13 protein-coding genes are annotated in these 20,379 nt (G+C 60.2%); 4 read left to right on the top strand and 9 right to left on the bottom strand.

The genetic code is table 11. From position 1 onward, the window contains the following. Positions 1 to 36: 36 nt before the first annotated feature. A complete protein-coding gene (gene dnaE, locus E5K02_RS21065) occupies positions 37 to 3,753 on the bottom strand; it encodes a DNA polymerase III subunit alpha (RefSeq protein ID WP_135397689.1) in 3,717 nt (1,238 codons plus the stop codon). A 245-nt stretch (positions 3,754 to 3,998) separates the two neighbouring features. Between dnaE and E5K02_RS21070 the strand changes: the two genes are divergently transcribed. The 3 genes from E5K02_RS21070 (at position 3,999) to E5K02_RS21080 (ending at position 7,584) form a co-directional block, all read left to right on the top strand. Continuing rightward, entirely contained in the window at positions 3,999 to 5,099 is a 1,101-nt protein-coding gene (locus E5K02_RS21070) for a DUF4249 domain-containing protein (protein ID WP_135397691.1), read from the top strand. Between the two features lie 139 nt (positions 5,100 to 5,238). Beyond that, the gene (locus tag E5K02_RS21075) at positions 5,239 to 6,372 is read left to right on the top strand and encodes a DUF4249 domain-containing protein (protein ID WP_135397693.1); all 1,134 of its coding nucleotides are present in this window, start codon (positions 5,239 to 5,241) and stop codon (positions 6,370 to 6,372) included. A gap of 141 nt (positions 6,373 to 6,513) precedes the next feature. After that, on the top strand, positions 6,514 to 7,584 hold the full coding sequence (locus E5K02_RS21080) for a DUF4249 domain-containing protein (RefSeq protein ID WP_240737387.1): 1,071 nt from the start codon (positions 6,514 to 6,516) through the stop codon (positions 7,582 to 7,584). Between the two features lie 112 nt (positions 7,585 to 7,696). On the opposite strand, the gene E5K02_RS21085 is transcribed toward E5K02_RS21080, so the two are convergent. From E5K02_RS21085 to E5K02_RS21120, 8 genes are all read right to left on the bottom strand, one after another. After that, positions 7,697 to 8,539 (bottom strand): LysM peptidoglycan-binding domain-containing protein, encoded by an 843-nt coding sequence (locus E5K02_RS21085; protein ID WP_135397697.1) that lies wholly within the window; start codon positions 8,537 to 8,539, stop codon positions 7,697 to 7,699. 51 nt (positions 8,540 to 8,590) lie between these two features. Then, positions 8,591 to 10,765: a lytic transglycosylase domain-containing protein gene (locus E5K02_RS21090; protein ID WP_135397699.1), complete on the bottom strand. Its 2,175-nt coding sequence runs from the start codon at positions 10,763 to 10,765 to the stop codon at positions 8,591 to 8,593. A gap of 255 nt (positions 10,766 to 11,020) precedes the next feature. Beyond that, positions 11,021 to 13,972 carry a TonB-dependent receptor gene (locus tag E5K02_RS21095; RefSeq protein ID WP_167856528.1) on the bottom strand — a complete coding sequence of 984 codons (2,952 nt, stop codon included), beginning with the start codon at positions 13,970 to 13,972 and terminating at the stop codon, positions 11,021 to 11,023. Positions 13,973 to 14,064: 92 nt separating this feature from the next. Beyond that, positions 14,065 to 14,706: an O-methyltransferase gene (locus E5K02_RS21100; RefSeq protein ID WP_135397703.1), complete on the bottom strand. Its 642-nt coding sequence runs from the start codon at positions 14,704 to 14,706 to the stop codon at positions 14,065 to 14,067. Between the two features lie 25 nt (positions 14,707 to 14,731). Beyond that, the gene (locus tag E5K02_RS21105; protein WP_135397705.1) at positions 14,732 to 15,493 is read right to left on the bottom strand and encodes a DUF4184 family protein; all 762 of its coding nucleotides are present in this window, start codon (positions 15,491 to 15,493) and stop codon (positions 14,732 to 14,734) included. 69 nt (positions 15,494 to 15,562) lie between these two features. Then, positions 15,563 to 16,012, bottom strand: coding sequence for a YDG/SRA domain-containing protein (locus E5K02_RS21110; protein WP_135397707.1), 450 nt, complete (start codon positions 16,010 to 16,012; stop codon positions 15,563 to 15,565). 238 nt (positions 16,013 to 16,250) lie between these two features. Next, the gene (locus tag E5K02_RS21115; protein ID WP_135397709.1) at positions 16,251 to 17,483 is read right to left on the bottom strand and encodes a M16 family metallopeptidase; all 1,233 of its coding nucleotides are present in this window, start codon (positions 17,481 to 17,483) and stop codon (positions 16,251 to 16,253) included. 109 nt (positions 17,484 to 17,592) lie between these two features. Beyond that, complete coding sequence (locus tag E5K02_RS21120; RefSeq protein ID WP_135397711.1) at positions 17,593 to 18,630, bottom strand: glycosyltransferase family 9 protein; 1,038 nt, start codon at positions 18,628 to 18,630, stop codon at positions 17,593 to 17,595. Positions 18,631 to 18,792: 162 nt separating this feature from the next. Between E5K02_RS21120 and E5K02_RS21125 the strand changes: the two genes are divergently transcribed. Then, a complete protein-coding gene (locus E5K02_RS21125) occupies positions 18,793 to 20,091 on the top strand; it encodes an aminopeptidase P N-terminal domain-containing protein (RefSeq protein WP_135397713.1) in 1,299 nt (432 codons plus the stop codon). Positions 20,092 to 20,379: the final 288 nt, after the last annotated feature.

The following is a 20,379-nucleotide window of genomic DNA, read 5'->3' on the forward strand; positions in this document are numbered from 1 at the left end:
GTCCGGTGGCGAAAGATCTGTACTGGCAGGTAATACTTAAATCAGCTGGCAGGCTTCGATTTCCATTTCCCGCATCTTGCGAATAAACTCCTTGGGCTCAATACGGTAACGGCGCGAATACGTGTCGACGGTGAGGTGCTCGTGGGGCTCGGCAAACTTGATTTCGAGCTTTTTCGAGCCCGCGCAGCCTTCCACGGCTTCCATGAACCGGTCCATGAAGGGCTCCGTGATGGTGCGCAGATCGAGCTGTACCCGCACGCCGTTGGCTAGTTTCTCGGCCACGTTGAACAGGGGCTCCATGGTCAGGATCTTGAACTCGAACTGGTCGGAGTCGCGGAAGCGCTGGGCATACTTGCCGCGGATGTACATGGGCGGTACCTGCTCCTTGTCGTAGTTGCGGGGGTTAATCAGGGCCGAGAAGCGGGAGTAGTCGTCGCGGAACAAGGCCAGGTTCAGACTCGACTCGTAGTCTTCAATCGTGAAGGAAACGAAGGGCTGGCCAGTTTTGGTGGTCTTGAACATGACGTTCGTAATCAGGCCGGCCACGGTTACCTCGCGGTTTTTGTAGCTCTCTACCTTGTCCAGCCCGCAGGTGCAGTACGAGTCGATTTCGAGCTTGAAGTCGTCGAGTGGGTGGCCCGAGAGGTAGAAGCCTACCACTTCTTTTTCGCGGCGCAACTGCTCGGTGGCGGGCCAGGGCTCCATGTCGGCCACTTTGGGCAAGGGCATGGCCACAGCCCCAAAAGCTCCGCCGCCAAACAGGCTCTGCTGGGCCGAGTCCTGGTCGGCCTGGTACTGCTGGCCCATTTTCACGGCCTTGTCGATGAGGTTCTGGTCGCCGCCGGGGGCTTCCACAAACTGCCGACGGTGGTAGCGCTCAAACGAGTCGAAAGCGCCCGACAAGGCCAGGCTTTCGAACGTCTTCTTGTTGACGGCCCGCAGGTTGACGCGCTTGGAGAAGTCAAAAATATCGGTGTACGGGCCTTTTTTGGCGCGCTCGGCCACGATGTTCTCAATAGCCGCTTCCCCGGCCCCCTTCACGGCGGCCATGCCGAAGCGGATCTGGCCCTTTTCGTTGACGTTGAACTTGAGGATGGATTCGTTGACGTCGGGCCCGAGTACTTCCACGCCCTGGCGGCGGGCTTCCTCGATAAAGAAGGTGACCTTCTTGATGTCCGACATGTTGTTGGTCAGCACGGCGGCCATGTACTCGGCCGGGTAGTTGGCCTTGAGGTAGCCGGTCTGGTAGGCCACTACTGAGTAGGCGGCCGAGTGGGAGCGGTTGAAGCCGTAGGCCGCAAACTTCTCCATCACGTCGAAGACCTCGTTGGCCTTTTTGGGCTTGATACCGTGCAGCTTCTCGGCGCCCTCGCAGAATTTCTCCCGCTCCTGGGCCATCTTCTTCATGTCCTTCTTACCCATGGCCCGGCGCAGGAGGTCGGCACCGCCGAGGGAGTAGCCGGCCAAAATCTGAGCGGCCTGCATGATCTGCTCCTGGTACACCATAATGCCCTGGGAGTAGTTCAGGATGGGTTCCAGCAACTCGTGGGGGTACTCAATTTCCTCGCGCCCGTGCTTGCGGTTGATGAAGTTCGGAATGAACTGCATCGGGCCCGGCCGGTACAAGGCGTTCATGGCAATCAGGTCCTCGATGTTGGTGGGCTTGAGGTCCTTGAGGTACATGCGCATGCCCTCGGATTCAAACTGGAACGTGCCAATCGTGTCGCCGCGCTGGTAGAGCTCGTAGGTTTTGGGGTCGTCGAGCGGGATGTCGTCGATGTTGATGTCGACGCCGTGGTTTTTCTTGATCAGCTCCAGAGCATCGACGATGATGGTCAGGGTTTTGAGGCCCAGAAAGTCCATCTTCAGCATCCCGGCGCTCTCAATCACCTTGCCGTCGAACTGCGTGACGAGCAGGTCCGAGTCCTTGGAGGTACTGACCGGAATGTACTTGGTGATGTCGTCGGGGGCAATGATAACGCCGGCGGCGTGAATGCCGGTGTTGCGCACCGAGCCTTCCAGTTTTTCGGCCAGGCGCAGAATCTGGCCCCGGAGGTTGTCGGGGGCGTCGTCACGCCGGATCATGTCGAGCTCCTGGTTTTCGGCAAAAGCCCCGGCCAGGGTCGTGCCGGGCTTTTCGGGCACCATCTTGGCCAGCTCGTTGGTCAGGGGCAGGGGCAGCTCCATAGCCCGGGCCACGTCCTTGATGCTGGACTTGGCGGCCATGGTACCGAAGGTGATAATCTGGGCCACCTGGGTTTTGCCGTACTTATCGACCACGTAGTCGATGACGCGCTGGCGGTTCACGTCGTCGAAGTCGATGTCGATATCGGGCATGGACACCCGCTCCGGGTTGAGGAAACGCTCGAACAGCAGGGAGTACTTAATCGGGTCAATGTTGGTGATACCCACGCAGTAGGCCACGGCCGAGCCGGCCGCCGAGCCCCGGCCCGGACCCACGGCCACGCCCATTTCCCGGCCCTTGTTGATAAAATCCTGGGTAATGAGAAAGTAGCCGGCAAAGCCCATCGTCTGGATGATGCGCAGCTCGTAGTCCAGGCGCTCCTCAATTTCGGGCGTCCGCTCGGAGTAGCGCGGCGGCTTGGTCATCGTCACGACGCCTTTGCCCGCACTCGGCCCGAAGGCCCCCACGTAGGTCAGCTCGCGCAGAAACTCGTCGGCATTGGCAAAAGCTGCGGGAATGGGGAAGTTGGGCAGCAGAATGTCGCGCTGCAGCTTGGGCGGCGTGATTTTATCAACGATTTCGTTGGTGTTGTCCACGCTTTCCGGCACGTCGCGGAAGAGGTGGTTCATCTGCTCCTGGCTCTTGAAGAAGAACTGGTCGTTGGGGAAGCCGAAGCGGGAGCGGGGCCGGGGCATCTGGGCTTCCTCGTCGATGCGCATGAGCTGGCGGCGCACCGAGTCGTCGGAGGCGGCCAGGGGGCGCAGGTTGTCGAGGTGGTCGTAGAGCACCTCTTTTTCACCCGAAATCAGGCGGAAGTATTTCGTCTGAAAGTCGCCGACCGGGATACTGTATTCTTCGCCCGTATTGACGCACAAGAGCAGGTCGTGGGGCGCAAAGTCTTCCTGGTTGACGTAGTGCGAGTCGTTGGTGCAGATAACCTTGACGTTATACTTCTGGGCCCAGCGCAGCAGCACCTGGTTCAGGTCTTCCTGGCTTTTGCCGGTGTTGTCGATGTTCTCGATGCCGTGGCGCTGGATTTCGATGTAGTAGTCGTCGCCGAACACGTCGAGCCACCACTTGAGCTGTTTCTCGGCTTCCTCCTCGGTTTTCCAGAGCAGGGCCTGGGGAATTTCGGCCCCGATGCAGCAACTCGTGGCAATCAGGCCCTCGTGGTACTGGAGCAGCAGCTCCTTGTCGATACGCGGGTACTTGCTGTATACGCCCTCGATAAAGCTCATGGAGCAAAGCTTGGCCAGGTTCTGGTAGCCGGCCTGGTCTTTGGCCAGCAGCAGCTGATGGTGGCGCACGTCCCGCTCGCCTTTTTCCCGGCTGAAGCTCTTCTTGTGCCGGTCTTCCACCAAGTAGAACTCGCAGCCCACGATGGGTTTCACGTTGTACTTATTGGCCTCGGCCACGAAGTTGAAGGCCCCGAACATGTTGCCGTGGTCGGTGAGGGCTACGGCGGGCATGCCGTCGGCCTGAGCCTTTTTCATCAGGGCGCTGATGCTGGCCTGGCCGTCGAGCAGGGAGTATTGGGTGTGGCAGTGGAGGTGCGAGAAAGTAGGCATAAGCAGGGTGGTTTCGCGCGGGATAAAGCGTCAAGCGAAAAGTAAAGTTACCACCGCTGCCCGGGAATGGAAAGTAGGAAAACCGGTGCTTTTTGCGTAAACAGAGGTACTACCATAGCCCCGGCTCATTGTCGGCCGGGAGGGTCGCTGTTCGGGCCGGCGGCTGCCCGGCAACGAGAAGCGCCCTCAAGGATTGCTACTTAGTGAAGACTTATTATCTAGTAATAGTGCCCTGTTTTGCTACCATGCGTACCCTGTTTACTGGCTGTTGCTATTGGCTAATCCTGAGTGGGCTAGGCAGTTGCATTCAACCTTACGCCCCCGAGGCACTGTCCGGCCCCACGCAGTTTCTGGTGGTCGACGGCTGTATTAACCCGCGGGGGGTGACCACAATTCGACTGAGCCGTACCCGTCCTTTGCAGGACGACAGCAAGCCGGTGGAAAGTAAAGCTTCGCTGGCGGTGGAGGAAGAAGGTGGGCCCCGCCACCCTTTACTGGAAACAGCCGTGCCGGGTACCTATACCTCCGCCGCCTTGCAACTGCCGGCGGGCCGGCGCGTGCGGCTCATCATCAAAACAGCCGCGCAGCGCGAATATGCCTCCGACTACAGCACCGTAACCATTACCCCCGAAATTGATGCCGTGACCTGGCACATCGGGCCCGAAGGCGTGCAGTTCAACCTCAGCACGCACGGCGCCCAAGCAGCGTCGCGCTACTACCGCTGGGAGTACGAGGAAACCTGGAAGTTTGTCTCCGCCTTCGAGTCAACGGTAGAGTTTAGCAACGGCCGCCTGATTCCCCGCACCACTGATATCTACCGGTGCTGGGGAAGTGAGCCGTTTACCCGCATCAAAATTGGGAATACGGCAAGACTGACCCAAAATACTGTAGCCGACTACCCGTTGCAATTACTGCCGAGCAACTCAGTGAAGCTGCGGTTTCGCTACAGCATTTTGGTAAAGCAGTACGCGCTGACGGCCGCGGAGTATGCCTACTGGGAGGCCTTAGGCAAAAACACGGAGAACATCGGCTCGCTGTACGACGCCTTGCCCACCCAGCTCGCGGGCAACGTGCACGCGCTGGCCGACGCTGCGGAGCCCGTGCTGGGCTTTGTCGGGGCGCAGTCCGTGACCCAGCAGCGTCTCTACATCGACCGCACCGAGCTGCCCACCGACTGGCGCTTCGAGACCGGCTACAATGACAAGTGTGAATTGAGCAGAATACCGGTTTCCCTCTACCAATACGGTAATTATACCCCCGTTGAACTCAGCTTGGGCAGCACGACTGAGTGTGTCGATTGCCGCAAACGCGGCACCAACATAGAGCCAACATTTTGGCAGGATTAAGGGCTAAACTATCCTTTGTCATACCCAGCGCAACGCCCCCTGAACCCGAGAATTGCGAGGGTAAAGCAGCCCTCGGTTTGCTAAAGTGTTAGTAGTACCGAATGGCTATATTTGGTGCCGCTCCTTTCTCAATTCACTTATGCAACTAATTCGATACTGTATCTACTTGGTCCTCGGGCTGAGCTTAGGCGGCTGTATTCAGCCCTACGCACCGGAAGTGCTTACTCAGCCGAACAACTTTCTGGTTGTGGATGGCTTCATCAATACCCGTGGGGTAACGTCGATTCGGCTCATGCGCACGCGCAACCTGCAAGACGACAGCAAGATTCCGGTGGAAAGCAAAGCCGTGCTCTACATCGAGCAGGAGGGCGGGGGCCGCTTTCCACTGACCGAAACAGCCGTGGCCGGCACGTATACTTCCGCCCCGTTGCAGCTAGCCACCGGCCGGCGCGTGCGCCTCTACATCAAGACCCAGGCCCAGCGCGAATACGCATCTGACTATGTGGCGGCGAAAGCTACCCCGGCAATTGACGCCGTAACCTGGCGCATCGGGCCCGACGGGGTGCAGCTCTACGCTAACACGCACGACGACACCGGCGAGACGCGCTACTACCGCTGGGAGTATGAGGAAACCTGGAAGTTCACCTCCGCTTTTCAGTCTATGTTGCAGTGGACGCCTACTGCTATTACCTACCGTCCCGAAAATATCTTCAACTGCTGGGATGACGAGAATTCAACTTCCATTAAACTAAGCAATACGCTTAAACTAACGAAGGACGTGGTGGCAGATTATCCCCTGACCTTGCTGCCTGCTACCTCGCCCAAGCTGCGGTTCCGCTACAGCATTTTGGTAAAGCAGTATGCGCTGACGGCCGCGGAGTATGCCTACTGGGAGGCCTTGGGCAAGAACACGGAGAACATCGGCTCGCTGTACGACGCCTTGCCCACCCAGCTCACGGGCAACGTGCACGCGCTGGCCGACGCTGCGGAGCCCGTGCTGGGCTTTGTCGGGGCGCAGTCCGTGACCCAGCAGCGTCTCTACATCGACCGCACCGAGCTGCCCACCGACTGGCGCTTCGAGACCGGCTACGACTGTGAGCTGGCCGAGTTGCCCCCGCCGCTGGCGCCGCCCGTCAACCCGCTGGTGTTCTTCCGGGACGGCACCTTTATTCCCGTCGAGATGATCAACGGCAAGTATATGTATGGCACGGCCGACTGCATTGATTGCCGCAAGCGAGGTACGAATGTAAAGCCAGCTTTTTGGCAGGATTGACGCACCCTATCGACGGATATCTAGAGTATAGCGCGTCAACAACTATAGCAATTATCAATGGATACGATTACGACGATTATACTCCGTTACTGCTGCTACGTTGCTGTGGCAGTTGGGCTTAGTGGCTGTATTCAGTCCTACTTGCCCGAAGTCCTGTTGAACCCCGATAGTTATCTGGTCGTGGATGGCTCGATCAATCCGCGGGGTATTACCTCCATTCGGCTCATGCGCACGCGCAACCTGCGCGACGACACTACGATTCCGGTGGAAAGCAAGGCCGTGCTCTACATCGAGCAGGAGGGCGGGGGCCGCTTTCCACTGACCGAAACGGCCGTGGCTGGCACGTATACTTCCGCCCCGTTGCAGCTAGCGCCCGGCGCCCGGGTACGGCTTTCGCTTAAAACCCAGGCGCAACGCGACTATGTATCGGACTATATAGAAGTGAAAATCACCCCGGAAATTGATGCCGTGCATTGGCGCATCGGGCCCGACGGGGTGCAGCTCTACGCCAACACCCACGATGATACGGGCACCTCACGCTACTACCGCTGGGAGTATCAGGAAACCTGGAAGTTTACCTCTGCTTTTCACTCTCATTACAAATGGACTCCGACTGGTATAGTTTACCGGACGGAGGATATTTTCAACTGCTGGGACGACGAGAATTCGACTAATGTCAAACTGAGTAACACCACGAAGCTGACCAAGGATGTGGTAGCCGACTACCCGTTGCAGCTATTGCCGAGCAACTCGGTGAAGCTGCGGTTCCGCTACAGCATTTTGGTGAAGCAGTACGCGCTGACGGCCGCGGAGTATGCCTACTGGGAGGCCTTGGGCAAAAACACGGAGAACATCGGCTCGCTGTACGACGCCTTGCCCACCCAGCTCACGGGCAACGTGCACGCGCTGGCCGACGCTGCGGAGCCCGTGCTGGGCTTTGTTGGGGCGCAGTCCGTGACCCAGCAGCGTCTCTACATCGACCGCACCGAGCTGCCCGCCGACTGGCACTTCGATACGGGGTACAACTGTGAGCTGGACGTCTATCCGTCGCCCTTTGCTATTAGGCCCAACGCTTTTGTCTTTTTTTCGGATGGCACCTTCATTCCGGTGGATGAACTATCCCCTGGAGTGGCGTATAAGTATGGCACGGTCGAGTGTATCGACTGTCGGATACGGGGTACCAACGTAAAGCCGGCCTTCTGGCAGGATTAAGCTAGGTGACCGGGCATGCGGGCAGAAACCCTATACCGTGCTTATCACAAGAAAGGCCACCTCGTTCGGGTGGCCTTTTTTATGCGCTAGTACCGCTGGGTGCTAGAAGAATCTACTTGGACGTTTCCACTACGAGCACCTCGCCAATTTTTACGCCTCCGTCGGCCTTCTTATTCCAGGCCTGCAGCTGGGCCGGAGTAACTCCGTACTGCCGGGAGATGCTAAACAAGGTTTCTCCTTTCTGCACTGTGTGCCGGGTAGTGGCAGCGGCTGTGGCCACAGCCGGGGCCGGAGCTACCTTGGCGGTGGTAGCAGAAGCAGTTGCTGCCGGAGCTGGTTTGGGCGCTACGGGAGCCGGTTTCGGAATGGTAAAGCCCGCGGCGGGCTTGGCTCCACCGGCTTTCGAAGAAGCTAAGGCATTGCTGGCTGGCACCGGGCGCGACTTAGTTGGGGGCAGCGAAATAGTACCCATGGGCTCCGGGGCCGGGGCAGCGGCAACGGCTGGTGCCGGGCGGGCCGTGCCTACAAAGCCCGAGGCGTGCAGGCGCTCAGCTGCCGCTTTCAAGTCGTGGTTTTTGGCGGCCCGGGCGTCAAAACCCCGAAACTGCGGGCTCCGCATCAGCGTCTGCAACTCAATTTGCCAGGGCTGCTGCCGTAGCCGCTGGGCCAGTACCTGCTGCTGGTCGCGCGGCAGGCTGGCTGTGTAGTGGCTCAAGCGCTGATTTAGCGTCGGAATTTCTTGCAGCGCTTTTTCAATCAGCTCCACCGCGCGGGCGTCGCTGGGTTCAAAATAAATTTCGCGCAGCTGCCGCACGCTAGCCTGCACCAAGCCCGACATAACCCGCACGGAGTCTTCGGAAAGGGCAGCTGGTGCCGGGGCCGACTGCTGGGCCTGTGCTGCCAAAGGACCTGCCAGCAGGCTCCCACACAAGAGTACTTGGAAGAAGGGACGCATTCGGAAAATCAGAAAATAAGTATCGAGAACCGTTCAAAAAATCGGAGCAGACTACTTGGCCGGGTTAATCACCAGGACCTCGCCCAGCTTAACGTTGGAATCAGCCTTGTTATTCCACTCCATTACTTGTTTAACACTCACGCCGTACTTGCGGGCAATGCCATACATCGATTCGCCGGTAACCACGGTGTGGCGCACGGGAGCGGCCAGCGCTACTTCCGTGGCGGTTGGCAGGCCCGTAGTGTTTGCTGGGGCCACCGTAGCGGGAGCCGTTACGCGCAATACCTGCCCCAGGCGCAGGGCCGGGCTGGCGGGCAGGTTGTTCCAGGCAATCAGGTCGGCCGGGCGCAGGGCATACCGCCGGGCCACCGCATACAAGGTTTCCCCTTTTTGCACGGTGTGCAGCCCCGTAGCCGGAATGGGCTCTACCGCCGTAGTAGCCGCGGCTGGGCCGGCGGGCGGTAAGGGTGCAGACGTTGGGGCCGGCACCGGTACTGGAGTCTTGGCTGCCGCTGGCGCACTAGCCGGAGAAGCTGTTTTGGGGGCCGGCGCAGGCTTGGCCGATACCGGGGCTGGCGCGGCGGCTACGGGTTCTTCCGCCGTCTGGGGCTCATCGGCTACCGGAGCGGTGGCGGGCAGCGGCTTGGGGGGCTGCTGAGCTACCGGGGCTTCCTGGGCGGCTGGCTTAAGAGGAGCTACTGCTGTCTGCGGCAGCTCGTTGAGGTTTTCCATGTGGTCGTCCGTCACGCTGTCGGCCTGGGTTACCAGGGTCTTGTCCGTGTTGGCGGCCTCTTTGTCGAGTTCCCCGGTTTCTTCCACGGCCCGGCTGGCGGCCGCCGTTGGGCCCGTGTAAGGTTCGGCTTCGTCCTTCGCTTTATCCTTCTTCTTGGCTGGCTTGGCAGGGACGGGTGCGGCGGTGGCCGGCTGGGGAGCCCGTTCGAAGGCGGCCAGGGCGGCGGCATTGCTGCTATTGGCATACTCGATGGCCACATCCTTGGGCCGGGTGTGCTGCAGCCACAGGATGCGGCCGGGGCGCAGCTCCTCGTTGCGCGGCATGCGGTTCTTGCTCCAAATGGCCTTGGCGCGCACCCCATATTTCTGCGACACGATGGCGACACTCTCGCCCGGCTGGGCTACGTGGTATTCGACGGCGGCCTTGTCTCGCTTCTTCTGCACGAAGTAAGGCTGACCTACCACGATATTGTCGAAGGCAAATAAATCATTGTATTGCATGAACCGCCGCATTTTCAACCCAGCCCGCTGCGCCAGGCTTTCCTTGGTTTCGCCGGGCAGGGCAATAATGGCCCGCAGCCCGTTGACCTGCACAAACTCGGCGTTCTGGGGGTCAGGGGTGGGTTCGTGTAGCAGCTGACCCACGGTAGCGGCGTGTTGCTGGGCGGCCATGGCCGTGAGCTGCAGCGGGTCGGTGATGGGCACCAGGATGGTGTAGGCTTTATCCGTCGGCACGGGGCCGTCGTTGAGCAGCCAGCGGTTGTGCTTGGCTAGCTCCTCGGGGCTGGTTTGCAAGGAAGCGGCCATAGCCGAGAGCTGCTGCCCGGCCATAGCCGGAAATTCCTGGAGCAGCATGGGTGGCTTGGGGTTCTGGCCGCAGGCCGTTTCGAAGGCTACCTTATGGGCCAGAAACGTGAGAACATAGGTGTGGGTCTGCTCGGAAATCTCCATTTCCGTGGCGTTGGCATCGGTGGGCAGCGCGTACGGCTTGGCCCCGGTTAGGCCCAGGTTGTAGCTCAGCAGCGTGTTTAGCCAGTTGTGAAACGTATTGTTGTTGCGCAGGAAATACTTGGCCGCCGCCCGCGACGAGGCCACAATGTGCTTGCGCTCATCTACCGCGTCGTTTACCAGTACGCCTAGCTCCGTGGCCGACTCGCGCTTGAACTGCCAGTAGCCTACCGCGTCGTGAATAGATTGGGCCTCGCCCTGCAAGCCGCTTTCCTGGAGCACCAGGTAGCGAAATTCCATCGGCACTCCTTCGGTCTGGAACACCCGGTCGATGATGGGAAAATACGCATCGGCTAGGTTCACGCGGGCCTGAAACGAGGGCTGGTAACGCCGGATAGCGTCTACTTTTTGTTGGATAGCCGCCCGGCCGCCGTCAGTGAGGCGCAGGTGCAGACCGGCAAAATACAGGTCGGCGGGAACCGGCACGCTCTGGGCCGCGGCCAGCAATGGCAGCAAACAAAGCAGGGAGAGTAGCAGTCGTTTCATAACGGGCAAAGCGGAAATTCTGACTTCAATCCTACTGCAAGTCAGTTTTCACCTCTACAAAGTAGGCGAAAAAACGGTGGATGAAGCTGCAAAAGGCCTGAAAAAGCATGATTTTACCGGTTGCCCGGGTAGTTTCGGCGAGCTGTTTGGCCTAGCGGGTGCAAATTTCGCTGCCGCCAAACGAAACAGGGCGCCGGCTTTTCGTAGCCGGCACCCTGTTCGAGCAGTGCCTTTTGGCGGGGTTGAGCGGTGGACTTAGCCCCCGAATCCGCCGCCGGGGCCCCCGCCGCCGCCCGGAGGACGGCCGCCGGGGAAGCCGCCCCCGGGAGGCGGGCCAAACGGCCGGTTTCCGTCGCGGGGCTGGTCGGCGGGGGAGCCACCGGCGCCGCTGAAGTTGCGCAGGTTGTAGGTAAACATCAGCATAAAGTAGCGCTGCAGAATGTTGGTGCGCACGTCTTCGGTATAGGCGTCGGTGATGTTGCGCTGAATGCTGTTGTTCTGCCCCAGCAAGTCGAAGGCGAACAGGCGAATTTCCCCTTGCTGCTTGGCAAATACCTTTTTGCCCAGGCTGGCATTCCAGAGCACGAAGTTCTGGTTGTAGCCCGCCGTCAGGCCCCGGTAGGCCACATGGTTTACATCCGACTGCAGCGTGACGCCCTTAACCACAATCCAGTTCAGGCGCAGGGTGGTGTTTTGGCGGAAATACTCGCTGTTGCTCTGGCTCTGCACCGTGTTGCGGGCATAGGTCTGGGAGGAGTTCGACGAGATGGTGAAGTCCAGCTCGGGGCTGATGTTGCTGCTCAGCACCGCGCCCAGACCAAAGTTGGGCGCCCGGTTGTAGTTGAGCCGGTCGTTCACGAAGCCGGGAGTTTGGGAAAAAGTGGCCGAGGCGTTCAGGTTCAGGTTCGACTTGATGACTTTCAGCGGCAGGGTGTAGTTGGCAAAAGACCGTAGCGAATACTGATTATTCAGGTTGACGGGGCGGATAATGGTACCGCCGGCCGGCACGATAACCCCGCCAATGGCCGTCGGCTCGCGCACCACCGTGGTGCTGTTGGCAATGGAGTTGTCGGTGTAGGAGCCGCCAATCAGGGCAAAGAAGGAGCGCGACGTTTCGGGCTGCGACGAGGAGTAGCGGATGAACAGGTTGTGGGTAAACTCCTGGGCCAGGTCGGGGTTGCCGGTCCGGATCTGGAGCTGGTTGGAGTTGTTCACTACCTCCTGCAGCTGGCTGATGCTCGGGTTCTGAGTGCGCACCTGGTAGTTGAGGCGCAGGTTCTGCTGGCGCGAAAATTTGTACTGCACCTGCGCGTTGGGCAGAAGGTTGAGGAAGTTGCGGTTGGTGGTCAGGGTGCGCGGAAACTCCTGCTCGTTGTGCAGTTGGGCGTACTGCACCGCAGCGCCCACGGCCCATTCCAGCTTCTCGAACTGGTAGCGGTAGGTCAAGCCCCCGGAGTTGGTCAGGTAGCGGCTCGTGAAGACGTTGCTGAGCTCTTCGTTCAGCTCCCGCTGCTCGGCCGGCAATAAGTTAAACGTCTTCTTGTCCGAGTCGTTGGGCGAGAAGTTGAGGGTGTAATTGAACTGCAGCTGGCTTTTCAAGCTGAGCGGCTCAGTGTAGTTGGCCGAGCCGTTCCAGGTCCAGCCAATCTGGTCGAGGCGGGAATACTGGTTGGTTTGAGTCAGCGTCCGCTCGGGCCGGGAAGTAAAGTCGTAGTTATCCGAATACAGGTAATTGTCCGCGTCCCGGTCGTTGTAAGTGGTATTGACGCCCAGCGAGAAGGTGCGGCCCCGCTTGGCAAAACGGTGACGGTACAGAATCTGGTTGGTAAATGTCAGGCCGTTCTGGGCCGAGTTGTAGCGGCTCAGGTTTTGGCTCTGGGTGCTGTCGGCCAGGTCGGAAAAGTCGCCCAGAAAGGTGCGGCCGTCCAGGTTGCTCTCGCTCGTGTTGCGCTGCATCGTGAAGCGCGGCTGCCACAGAATCGAGTTCAGCGAGTCGAACTTGTGTTCCAGGCGCAGGTTGAAGCGGTTGTTGATGTTGCGCGCCGAGCCGTCCGATACCTCGTCGTAGCCTAGGGTGCGGCCCCGGGTCAGCACGTTGTAAAGGCGGTTGGTGGTGCTATTAGCGACGTTGTCGCTCAGGTTGAAGAAGTAGCTGGCCTGCACCTCGGTTTTCTTGCCCCAGGTGTCGGAGTAGTTCAGGCCCAGGGCGTGGGTAGTCGAAATGCCACTGGCCTGATTAACCAGGAAATTGCTGGCGTTGCCGCCGCCCCCTTGGCCGCCGCGGTTACCGCCCTGGCCGCCCTGGCCGCCCCGGTTGCCGCCTTGGCCGCCCCCGCGGGCTCCCCCACCCCCTTGAGCCGAGGTGCCGATGACGCCCAGCAGGTCGTCGGTGCCGAAGTTTTGCTCGTTCACGTTGTTGGACTGGGCCACAATGGAAAAGCGGCGGGCCCCCTTAAACGAGTTGATGTTGCCGCTCACGCGGTACTTGTCGTTGCCCTGGTCGGGGCCGTAACCGGCCACAAGGCGGCCGAACTGTCCGTTGCGGAACGTGGGCTTGGTGACGATGTTGATGGTTTTCTCGGTGTTGCCGTCGTTGAAGCCCGTGAATTGCGACTGGTCGCTGCGCCGGTCGTAGACCTGAATTTTGTCGATGGCCTCGGCCGGCAGGTTTTTGAGCACGGCGTCGGGGTCGCTGCCAAAAAACTCTTTGCCATCCACCAGCACCCGCTGCACCTGTTCGCCCTGGGCCTGCACCTTGCCGTCGGTAACGACCACGCCGGGCATCTTGGTAATCAGATCCTGGGCATTGGCGTCGGGGTTGGTTTTAAAGGCCCGCGAGTCGTACTGCGTCGTGTCGCCTTTCTGCACCGACGAAGCTGCCTGCCCCACCACTTCGACGCCGTTGAGCTTCACTTGGTTGGTGGCCAGGCCCAGGGAGCCCAGCGCCACGGGCGCCGAGGCCACTTCCAGGGGCCGGCGCAGGGTCTGGTAGCCCAGAAAGGATACGGTCAGCACGTAGCGGCCGGGTGCGGCCGGTAGTTCAAAGCGGCCGTTGGGGTCGACGGCCGTGCCGGTTTTCACCGAGTCGGGCAGGCGCACCAACAGCACGTTGGCCCCAATAAGCGGCGACTGGTCGGTGATGTCGACTACGCGCCCCGAAATAGGATAGGTTTGGGCAAAAACGGGGGCCGTAACCAATAAAAACAAAAGGAGTAATGCTACTTTTCTCATCATACTATTGAGCCTGAAGCTCAATAGACGCGGCGTTACCCTAAATGTTTAATAGCCCGCCATAAAAATTATCGTTTGCGTACCATCAGTAGGCCGTCGCGCAGGGACAGGAAGACATTTTCCACCCGCTCATCCTGCTGCACTAAGTCGTTGAAGGCCCGCACGGCGTGGGCATCCTTGTCGGAAGGTTTCAAGCTATAAGAAGGTAGGGCCTTGCCGCTCCAGAGCACGTTATCAATCAGAAGAAAGCCGCCCGGGCGCACCCGGGGCAGTACCAGTTCGTAGTAGCGCGCGTTGTTGATTTTGTCGGCGTCGATAAACACCAAGTCCCAGGTTTCCTGCAAGGTGCCCAATACGGCCGTGGCATCCCCGATGTGCAGGTGGATGCGGTGGGCAAGGCCGGCTTCCTGCACGTAGCGCCGAATTCGAGCCTCTAACTCGGGGTTTTGCTCTACGGTATGCAGCTCGCCATCGGCCGTAAGGCCCTCGGCCAGGCACAGGGCCGAGTAGCCCGTGAAGGTGCCCAGCTCCAGCACGCGGCGGGGGCGCACCATGTGGCTGAGCATGCTCAGCACCCGGCCCTGCAAATGCCCCGACAACATACGCGGGGCCAGCACCTGCACGTGGGTTTCGCGGTTGAGACGACGCAGCAGTTCGGTCTCGGGCGTGGAGTGGGCTTCGGCGTAGGCCTGTAGTTCGTCGGGATGCACAGAAAAGAATGGAAAAGTAAGCGAATCAGGAAAGAGCGGCGGCCGGCCCGGCCAGGCGGCGGCGCAGGGTACCGGCCGCTACCAGCATGCCGACCAGCCCGGCACTCATGCCCGTAACGAGTACCGAGTTGGCGTCGAAGGGCCAGATGGAGGCAGAGTAGATCATAAACGGACCCCACAGCAGCAGCAGCACCGCTCCAGTCGCCAGCCAAAAGGTAAACCGGGTGCGGGTAGGCGGTGGGGCGGCCGTCGGCTGAGCGGGCAGCTTGAGAATAAACCACAGAATGCTGCCCAGCCCAATGAAAGTACTCACGTACTGCAGAAACGTATACAGGGGCCACCCCAGCGCAAAGCCCGGCAGTACCTGGCGCAGCAGCGGCCAGTGCCGCACCACCAGGCCGTCATCGTGGGTAAACCAGTCCCAGACGATGTGGGAAACGCAGCCGAGCAAAGCGCCTAGCAGCACCGGTGCCGAAAGCAGGCGGCGCCCTGGCCAGGCCGCCCCGACCAACGGCAGCAGACGGGCACGGAGCAGGTCCGGCAGGCTTTGCACCAGGGGCCGTTTTACCAGGTTGTGAAACAGCCAGGCAAAGACCAGAATCAGCGGCAGGTCGAGCCAGAAGATGCCGGCCAGCGTGTGCCCATAAATCCCGTCGGGCCGCAGCCGCAGGAAGTATTCGAAGTCGGGAGCCATGGCGCCTAGTACCAGCGCCGTAGCCGACAGCTGGCGGTGCCAGGGGCGCAGCAGGGGCAGGACCAGGGCCGGATGGGCGGGCGTGAAGGGCATGCCGCTAACGGTTCAGAGGTGTGATAAAGACGGACCGGCGCGCAAATAACGTTAAATCAGGGGGCAGCATTATACGTCGGCTAGTAGAGGGCGCAAAGTAAAAAGCCAGATGCAGAAACCCGACCGGCCCCGCACGTATTGAGCATCTCTGACTTGGTACAGGCCTTCGTAGCGGTAAGCCGATAACCCATCCTCCGTGTCAACTTTTTGCAGCACGCGCACCGGCAGCTGGGTTTCCAGGCTTTGCAGAAAAGCCCGGTTACGACTGGTCAACTCCTGGTCGGCTACCTGGCGGCCGGTTTTGGCGTCGCGCCCGCCTTGTCCGGCGTACAGAATCTGGTCTTCCCCGAATACGTCGTCTTCGTACTGGCCAGCCAGCACAATCGAGTCGACACCCTCGGCCGGGGTGCCGCTGACGCCCGCCCGCAGTGGCCGGTGCACTCCGGCCGCACTAAGCGCCAGGCGCGACGCAAACGTGTCGCCGGGCCGGTAGGTGCCGATATGGCCAAAAACGCGCATAGGCGGGAAAGGAATAATTTAGTGACTAAGTGAGTTTCCGTGCTGTCCTTGCGAGGAGAAACGACATTCCGCGCAGCAAGCGGCGGCCATCCGTCCGCGGCACAGGTAAGCCCGTTCTTTACCCAAAAAGCCCTTTATTCCAGCGGGAGTAAAGGGCTTTTCACGTTAGGGCACTTGGTCCATTTCAGCGGACGGATGGCCGCGCTGCGCCCGCCAGGACACAAGACGCAAACCCTGCTTACTCCGGCAAATACTGCAGCACGCTCAGGTTGTCTTCGCGCAGCACGTCGTTGGCCAGGTCCCGCAGCTCTTCGGCGGTAATCTGGCGAATCTGGGCGAAGACCTCGTTGATAGACTCTACCCGGCCCAGGTCGAGGGTGCTTTTGCCCAGCAGCTGCATCATGCCGCTGTTGCTTTCCTCCGACATGGCCAGCTGCCCCATCAGCTGCTCTTTCACCACGTGCAGCTGATTGGTGGTCAGGGTTTTTTCGCGCAGGAGCTTTAACTCTTTGTTCACCAGGGAAATGGTGCGGGCCACCTGCTTTTTCTCGGTGCCGAAGTAGATGCCAAACAAGCCCGTATCGGTATAGGGGCTGTAGGTCGAGTCGATGGTGTACACCAGACCGTACTTTTCGCGCACGGCCAGGTTCAGGCGCGAGTTCATGCCGGGGCCGCCGAGCAGGTTGTTGAGCATGAAAAACGGAATGCGCCGCTTGTCGCCAATGGCGTAGGCGGGCCCCCCGATGATGCAATGGGCCTGGTTGATGGGCTTCCGCTCGGTTTGCTCCACGCGCTGAAAGGCCGTGAAGGGCGTGCGGGGCCGGGCGCCCAGCTGAGCCGGCAGCGGGGCCAGGTACTTGTCGGCCAGGCGCTTCACTTCCTTGAAGGGCAGGTTGCTCACCGAGCTAAAGGCCAGCCGGTCGGTGCGCACGTTGTCGGCCAGGAACTGGAAGAAATCCTGCTGCTGGAAGCCCGACACACTCTCGCGGGTACCCAGAATGTTGTGGCCCAGGGAATGGTTCGGGAAAATCACCCCGTCGAAGTCGTCCACAATGGCGTCTTCGGGCGCGTCCTGGTACATGCTCATTTCCTCCAGAATCACGCCGCGCTCCTTCTCGATTTCCTTTTCGGGAAACACCGAGTTGAAGGTCAAGTCGGTCAGCAGCTCGAAGGCCCGCTCGAAATGGGTGCTGAGCAACGAGGCGTAAAAGCAGATTTTCTCCTTGGTGGTATAGGCATTCAGCTCGCCGCCCACGGTTTCGAGACGGTTCAGGATATGAAAGCTCTTGCGCTTTTCGGTGCCCTTGAAAGCCATATGCTCCCAGAAGTGGGCCAAACCCAGCTGGTGCAGCTTTTCGTCGCGGGAGCCAATGTCCAGCAGGAAGCCGCAGTGCGCAATTTTGGTGTGCAATACTTGTTTATGTAGAACCCGAATGCCGTTGGGCAACTCGTAGAGGTCGTAATCAGACATTGGTTGGGGTCTTGAAGACTAGGCCCGGCCAGCTAAAAAATAGCCCGGTCCGGAAAAGATACTAACCAGCAAGCACCGCCGCTGGTTTCATCCTGGCAAAGGTAGCGCGTCAGCCTACATGTGCTTCGGCCTCGGCCAGGGCACTGAGCAGCTGACTGGTTTCGATGCCGTGGGCGCAATGGAAATGGTTGAGCGGGCACTTGCGGTAGCCGTGCAGGCCGCAGGGCTTGCAGGCCAGCTCCTCCCGCAGCTCGACCACCCGGGAAAAGGGGCTCAGGGGACCAAAGCCGAAAAAGGGCACCGTAGAGCAGTAGATGGCACAGGTCGGTGCGCTTTGGGCCGAGCACAGGTGCATGGGAGCCGAGTCGTTGACGTAGTTGAGTACCGCTCCGCGCATCAACGCCGCCGAGGCCAGCAAGGACAGCTTACCCGCCAAGTTCACGACGCCAGGTCTGCTCGTCGCCGCTAGCAGCTGCTCACACTCGGCCACGTCGGGCGGGCCACCCAGCAAGAATACGGCGTATTTGGCCGGCAACGCCCGCAGCAGCTTTACCCACTGCTCCCGCGGAAATTGCTTGGTAAACCACACCGAAGTGGGCGCAATGCAGATATACGGCTGGCCGTGGCTGAACTCAGCAGCCTGGGCCGCGGCGGCTTCATCGGCGGCGGTGGGGTAGAGGCGGGGCAGCGTCAGGGGGCCGTCGTAGGCCGGGTCGAGCAGGTGCAGGTTGCGCGATACCTCGTGCACGCCGGGCCCAATGACGTGGGGAATAGTGCGCGTGAAGCGGAAGGCCAAGGGGTTCTTGTCGAAGCCGACCCGCTCGGGCGCCCCCGAAAAAGCCGTCAGGAAGCCCGTGGAGGCAAAGCGCTGCAAGGTTACGACCCGCTGGTAGTCGGCCTCGCGGATCTGCTGGAGCAGGTGCCACAGGCCGCGGTACTTGTCTTTCTTCTTGTCCCAGATCAGCACCCGGCGCACGTGGGGGTGGTCTTGTACCAGGCCTTCATTGCCCTTGCGCACCAGAAAGTCAACCGGCGTGTCGGGCTCGGTTTGGTGCAGATACTCCAGCAGCGCCGTGGCCAGAATAACGTCGCCGATGAAGGCGGTTTGGATGAGCAGGACGGCGCGGCGGGCAACAGGATGGGGCATAGATGAGTAGCAGTTTGCAAAGATACCGCCTTGCCGCCCAGGTTCAAGCCGGGGCGTAAATAAGCGCGGCCCCGCCCGGCATTCCGGCGGGTGTGCCCAATCTATTTAACTTGCAGCCGCCCCGCCCCGGGCGCGTCTTTCTTCGCCAACCAACTCCTTCCTATGCGTTACGGTCCCATCGATCCGCAGCTGTTTATTCAGAATCGGCGCAACTTCGTTCAGCAACTGCCCCCGGCTTCGCTGGCCATTTTCCACTCCAACGACATCATGCCCACCAACGCGGATGGGACCATGGCTTTCCGCCAGAACAACGACTTGTTCTACCTCTCGGGCGTCGACCAGGAGGAAAGCATTCTGGTGATTTTCCCCGATGCCAAGCTGCCCCAGTACCGCGAAATCCTGTTCCTGAAGGAAACCAGTGAGCATATTCTGGTCTGGGAAGGCTATAAGCTGACCAAGGCCGATGCCCGCGCCCAGTCGGGGGTGGCCACCATTATGTGGCTCGAATCGTTCGAGACGGTGCTGCCGGCCCTGATGAACGAGGCCGAAAACGTGTATCTGAACTCCAATGAGCATATCCGGGCCGTGGTGGAGGTCGAAACCCGAGACGCCCGTCTGGGCAAGAAGCTGCGCGAGCAGTACCCCTTGCACCAGTACCGCCGCGTGGCCCCCATCATGCACCACCTGCGCGCTACCAAGAGCGAGGAGGAAATCCGCCTGATGCGCGAAGCGGCCAACATTACCGAAAAAGCCTTCCGCCGCCTGCTGGGCTTCGTCAAGCCCGGGGTGTGGGAGTACGAGATTGAGGCCGAAATCCTCCACGAGTTTGTGCGCAACCGCAGCCGCGGCCCGGCCTACGGCAGCATCATTGCCTCGGGCGCCAATGCCTGCATTCTGCACTACGTCAGCAACGACCTGCAGTGCCAGGACGGCGACGTGCTGCTGCTCGACTTCGGGGCCGAATTTGCCAACTACGCCGCCGACCTTTCGCGCTCCATTCCCGTGAACGGTACCTTCACGCCGCGGCAGCGCGCCGTGTACGAGGCCGTGCTGCGGGTCATGAAGTTTGCCACTTCCCGCCTCGTGGCCGGCAACAACATCGAAGACTACCACGCCGAAGTGGGCCGCACCATGGAGCAGGAACTCATTAAGCTCGATTTGCTCAATGAAGCCGACGTGCGCAACCAGGACCCCGCCGCCCCCCTTTACAAGAAGTATTTCATGCACGGCACCTCCCACTACCTGGGTCTCGACGTGCACGACGTGGGCGCCAAGTACCGCACCTTCGAGCCGGGCATGGTGTATACCTGCGAGCCGGGCATCTACATCCGCGAGGAGGGCCTGGGCATCCGCCTCGAAAATGATATTCTTATCACCAAGACGGGCAACGAAGACCTGATGAAGAATATCCCGCTGGAAGCAGCCGATATCGAGCGGCTGATGGCCGAAAGTCGGAGCTAACCGCCTGGAATAGTACCTGGCCTGGAAAAGAGCCGTCCGGGGTGCGGGCGGCTCTTTTTTGTGGGCAGTAATCTGAGTAGAGTGAAATAATCAGGATTTGTTACAAATTTTTTGACAGGGCGTGACTGGCTGAGAGGCAGGCAGAAAGCCCCCAGGCCTAGGGGGGCAAACAGGGTTTGTAGCACCTCAGCGGCAACCTTCTTGTAGCTAAAAGGTATAGACCATTAGCTATGTTTGAGGCATGGCCGTCTTTGGTATGTCCACAACGCGGCTGATTTTCCATCCAAA

This window comes from Hymenobacter metallicola (genome assembly GCF_004745645.1).
Lineage (GTDB): Bacteria > Bacteroidota > Bacteroidia > Cytophagales > Hymenobacteraceae > Hymenobacter > Hymenobacter metallicola.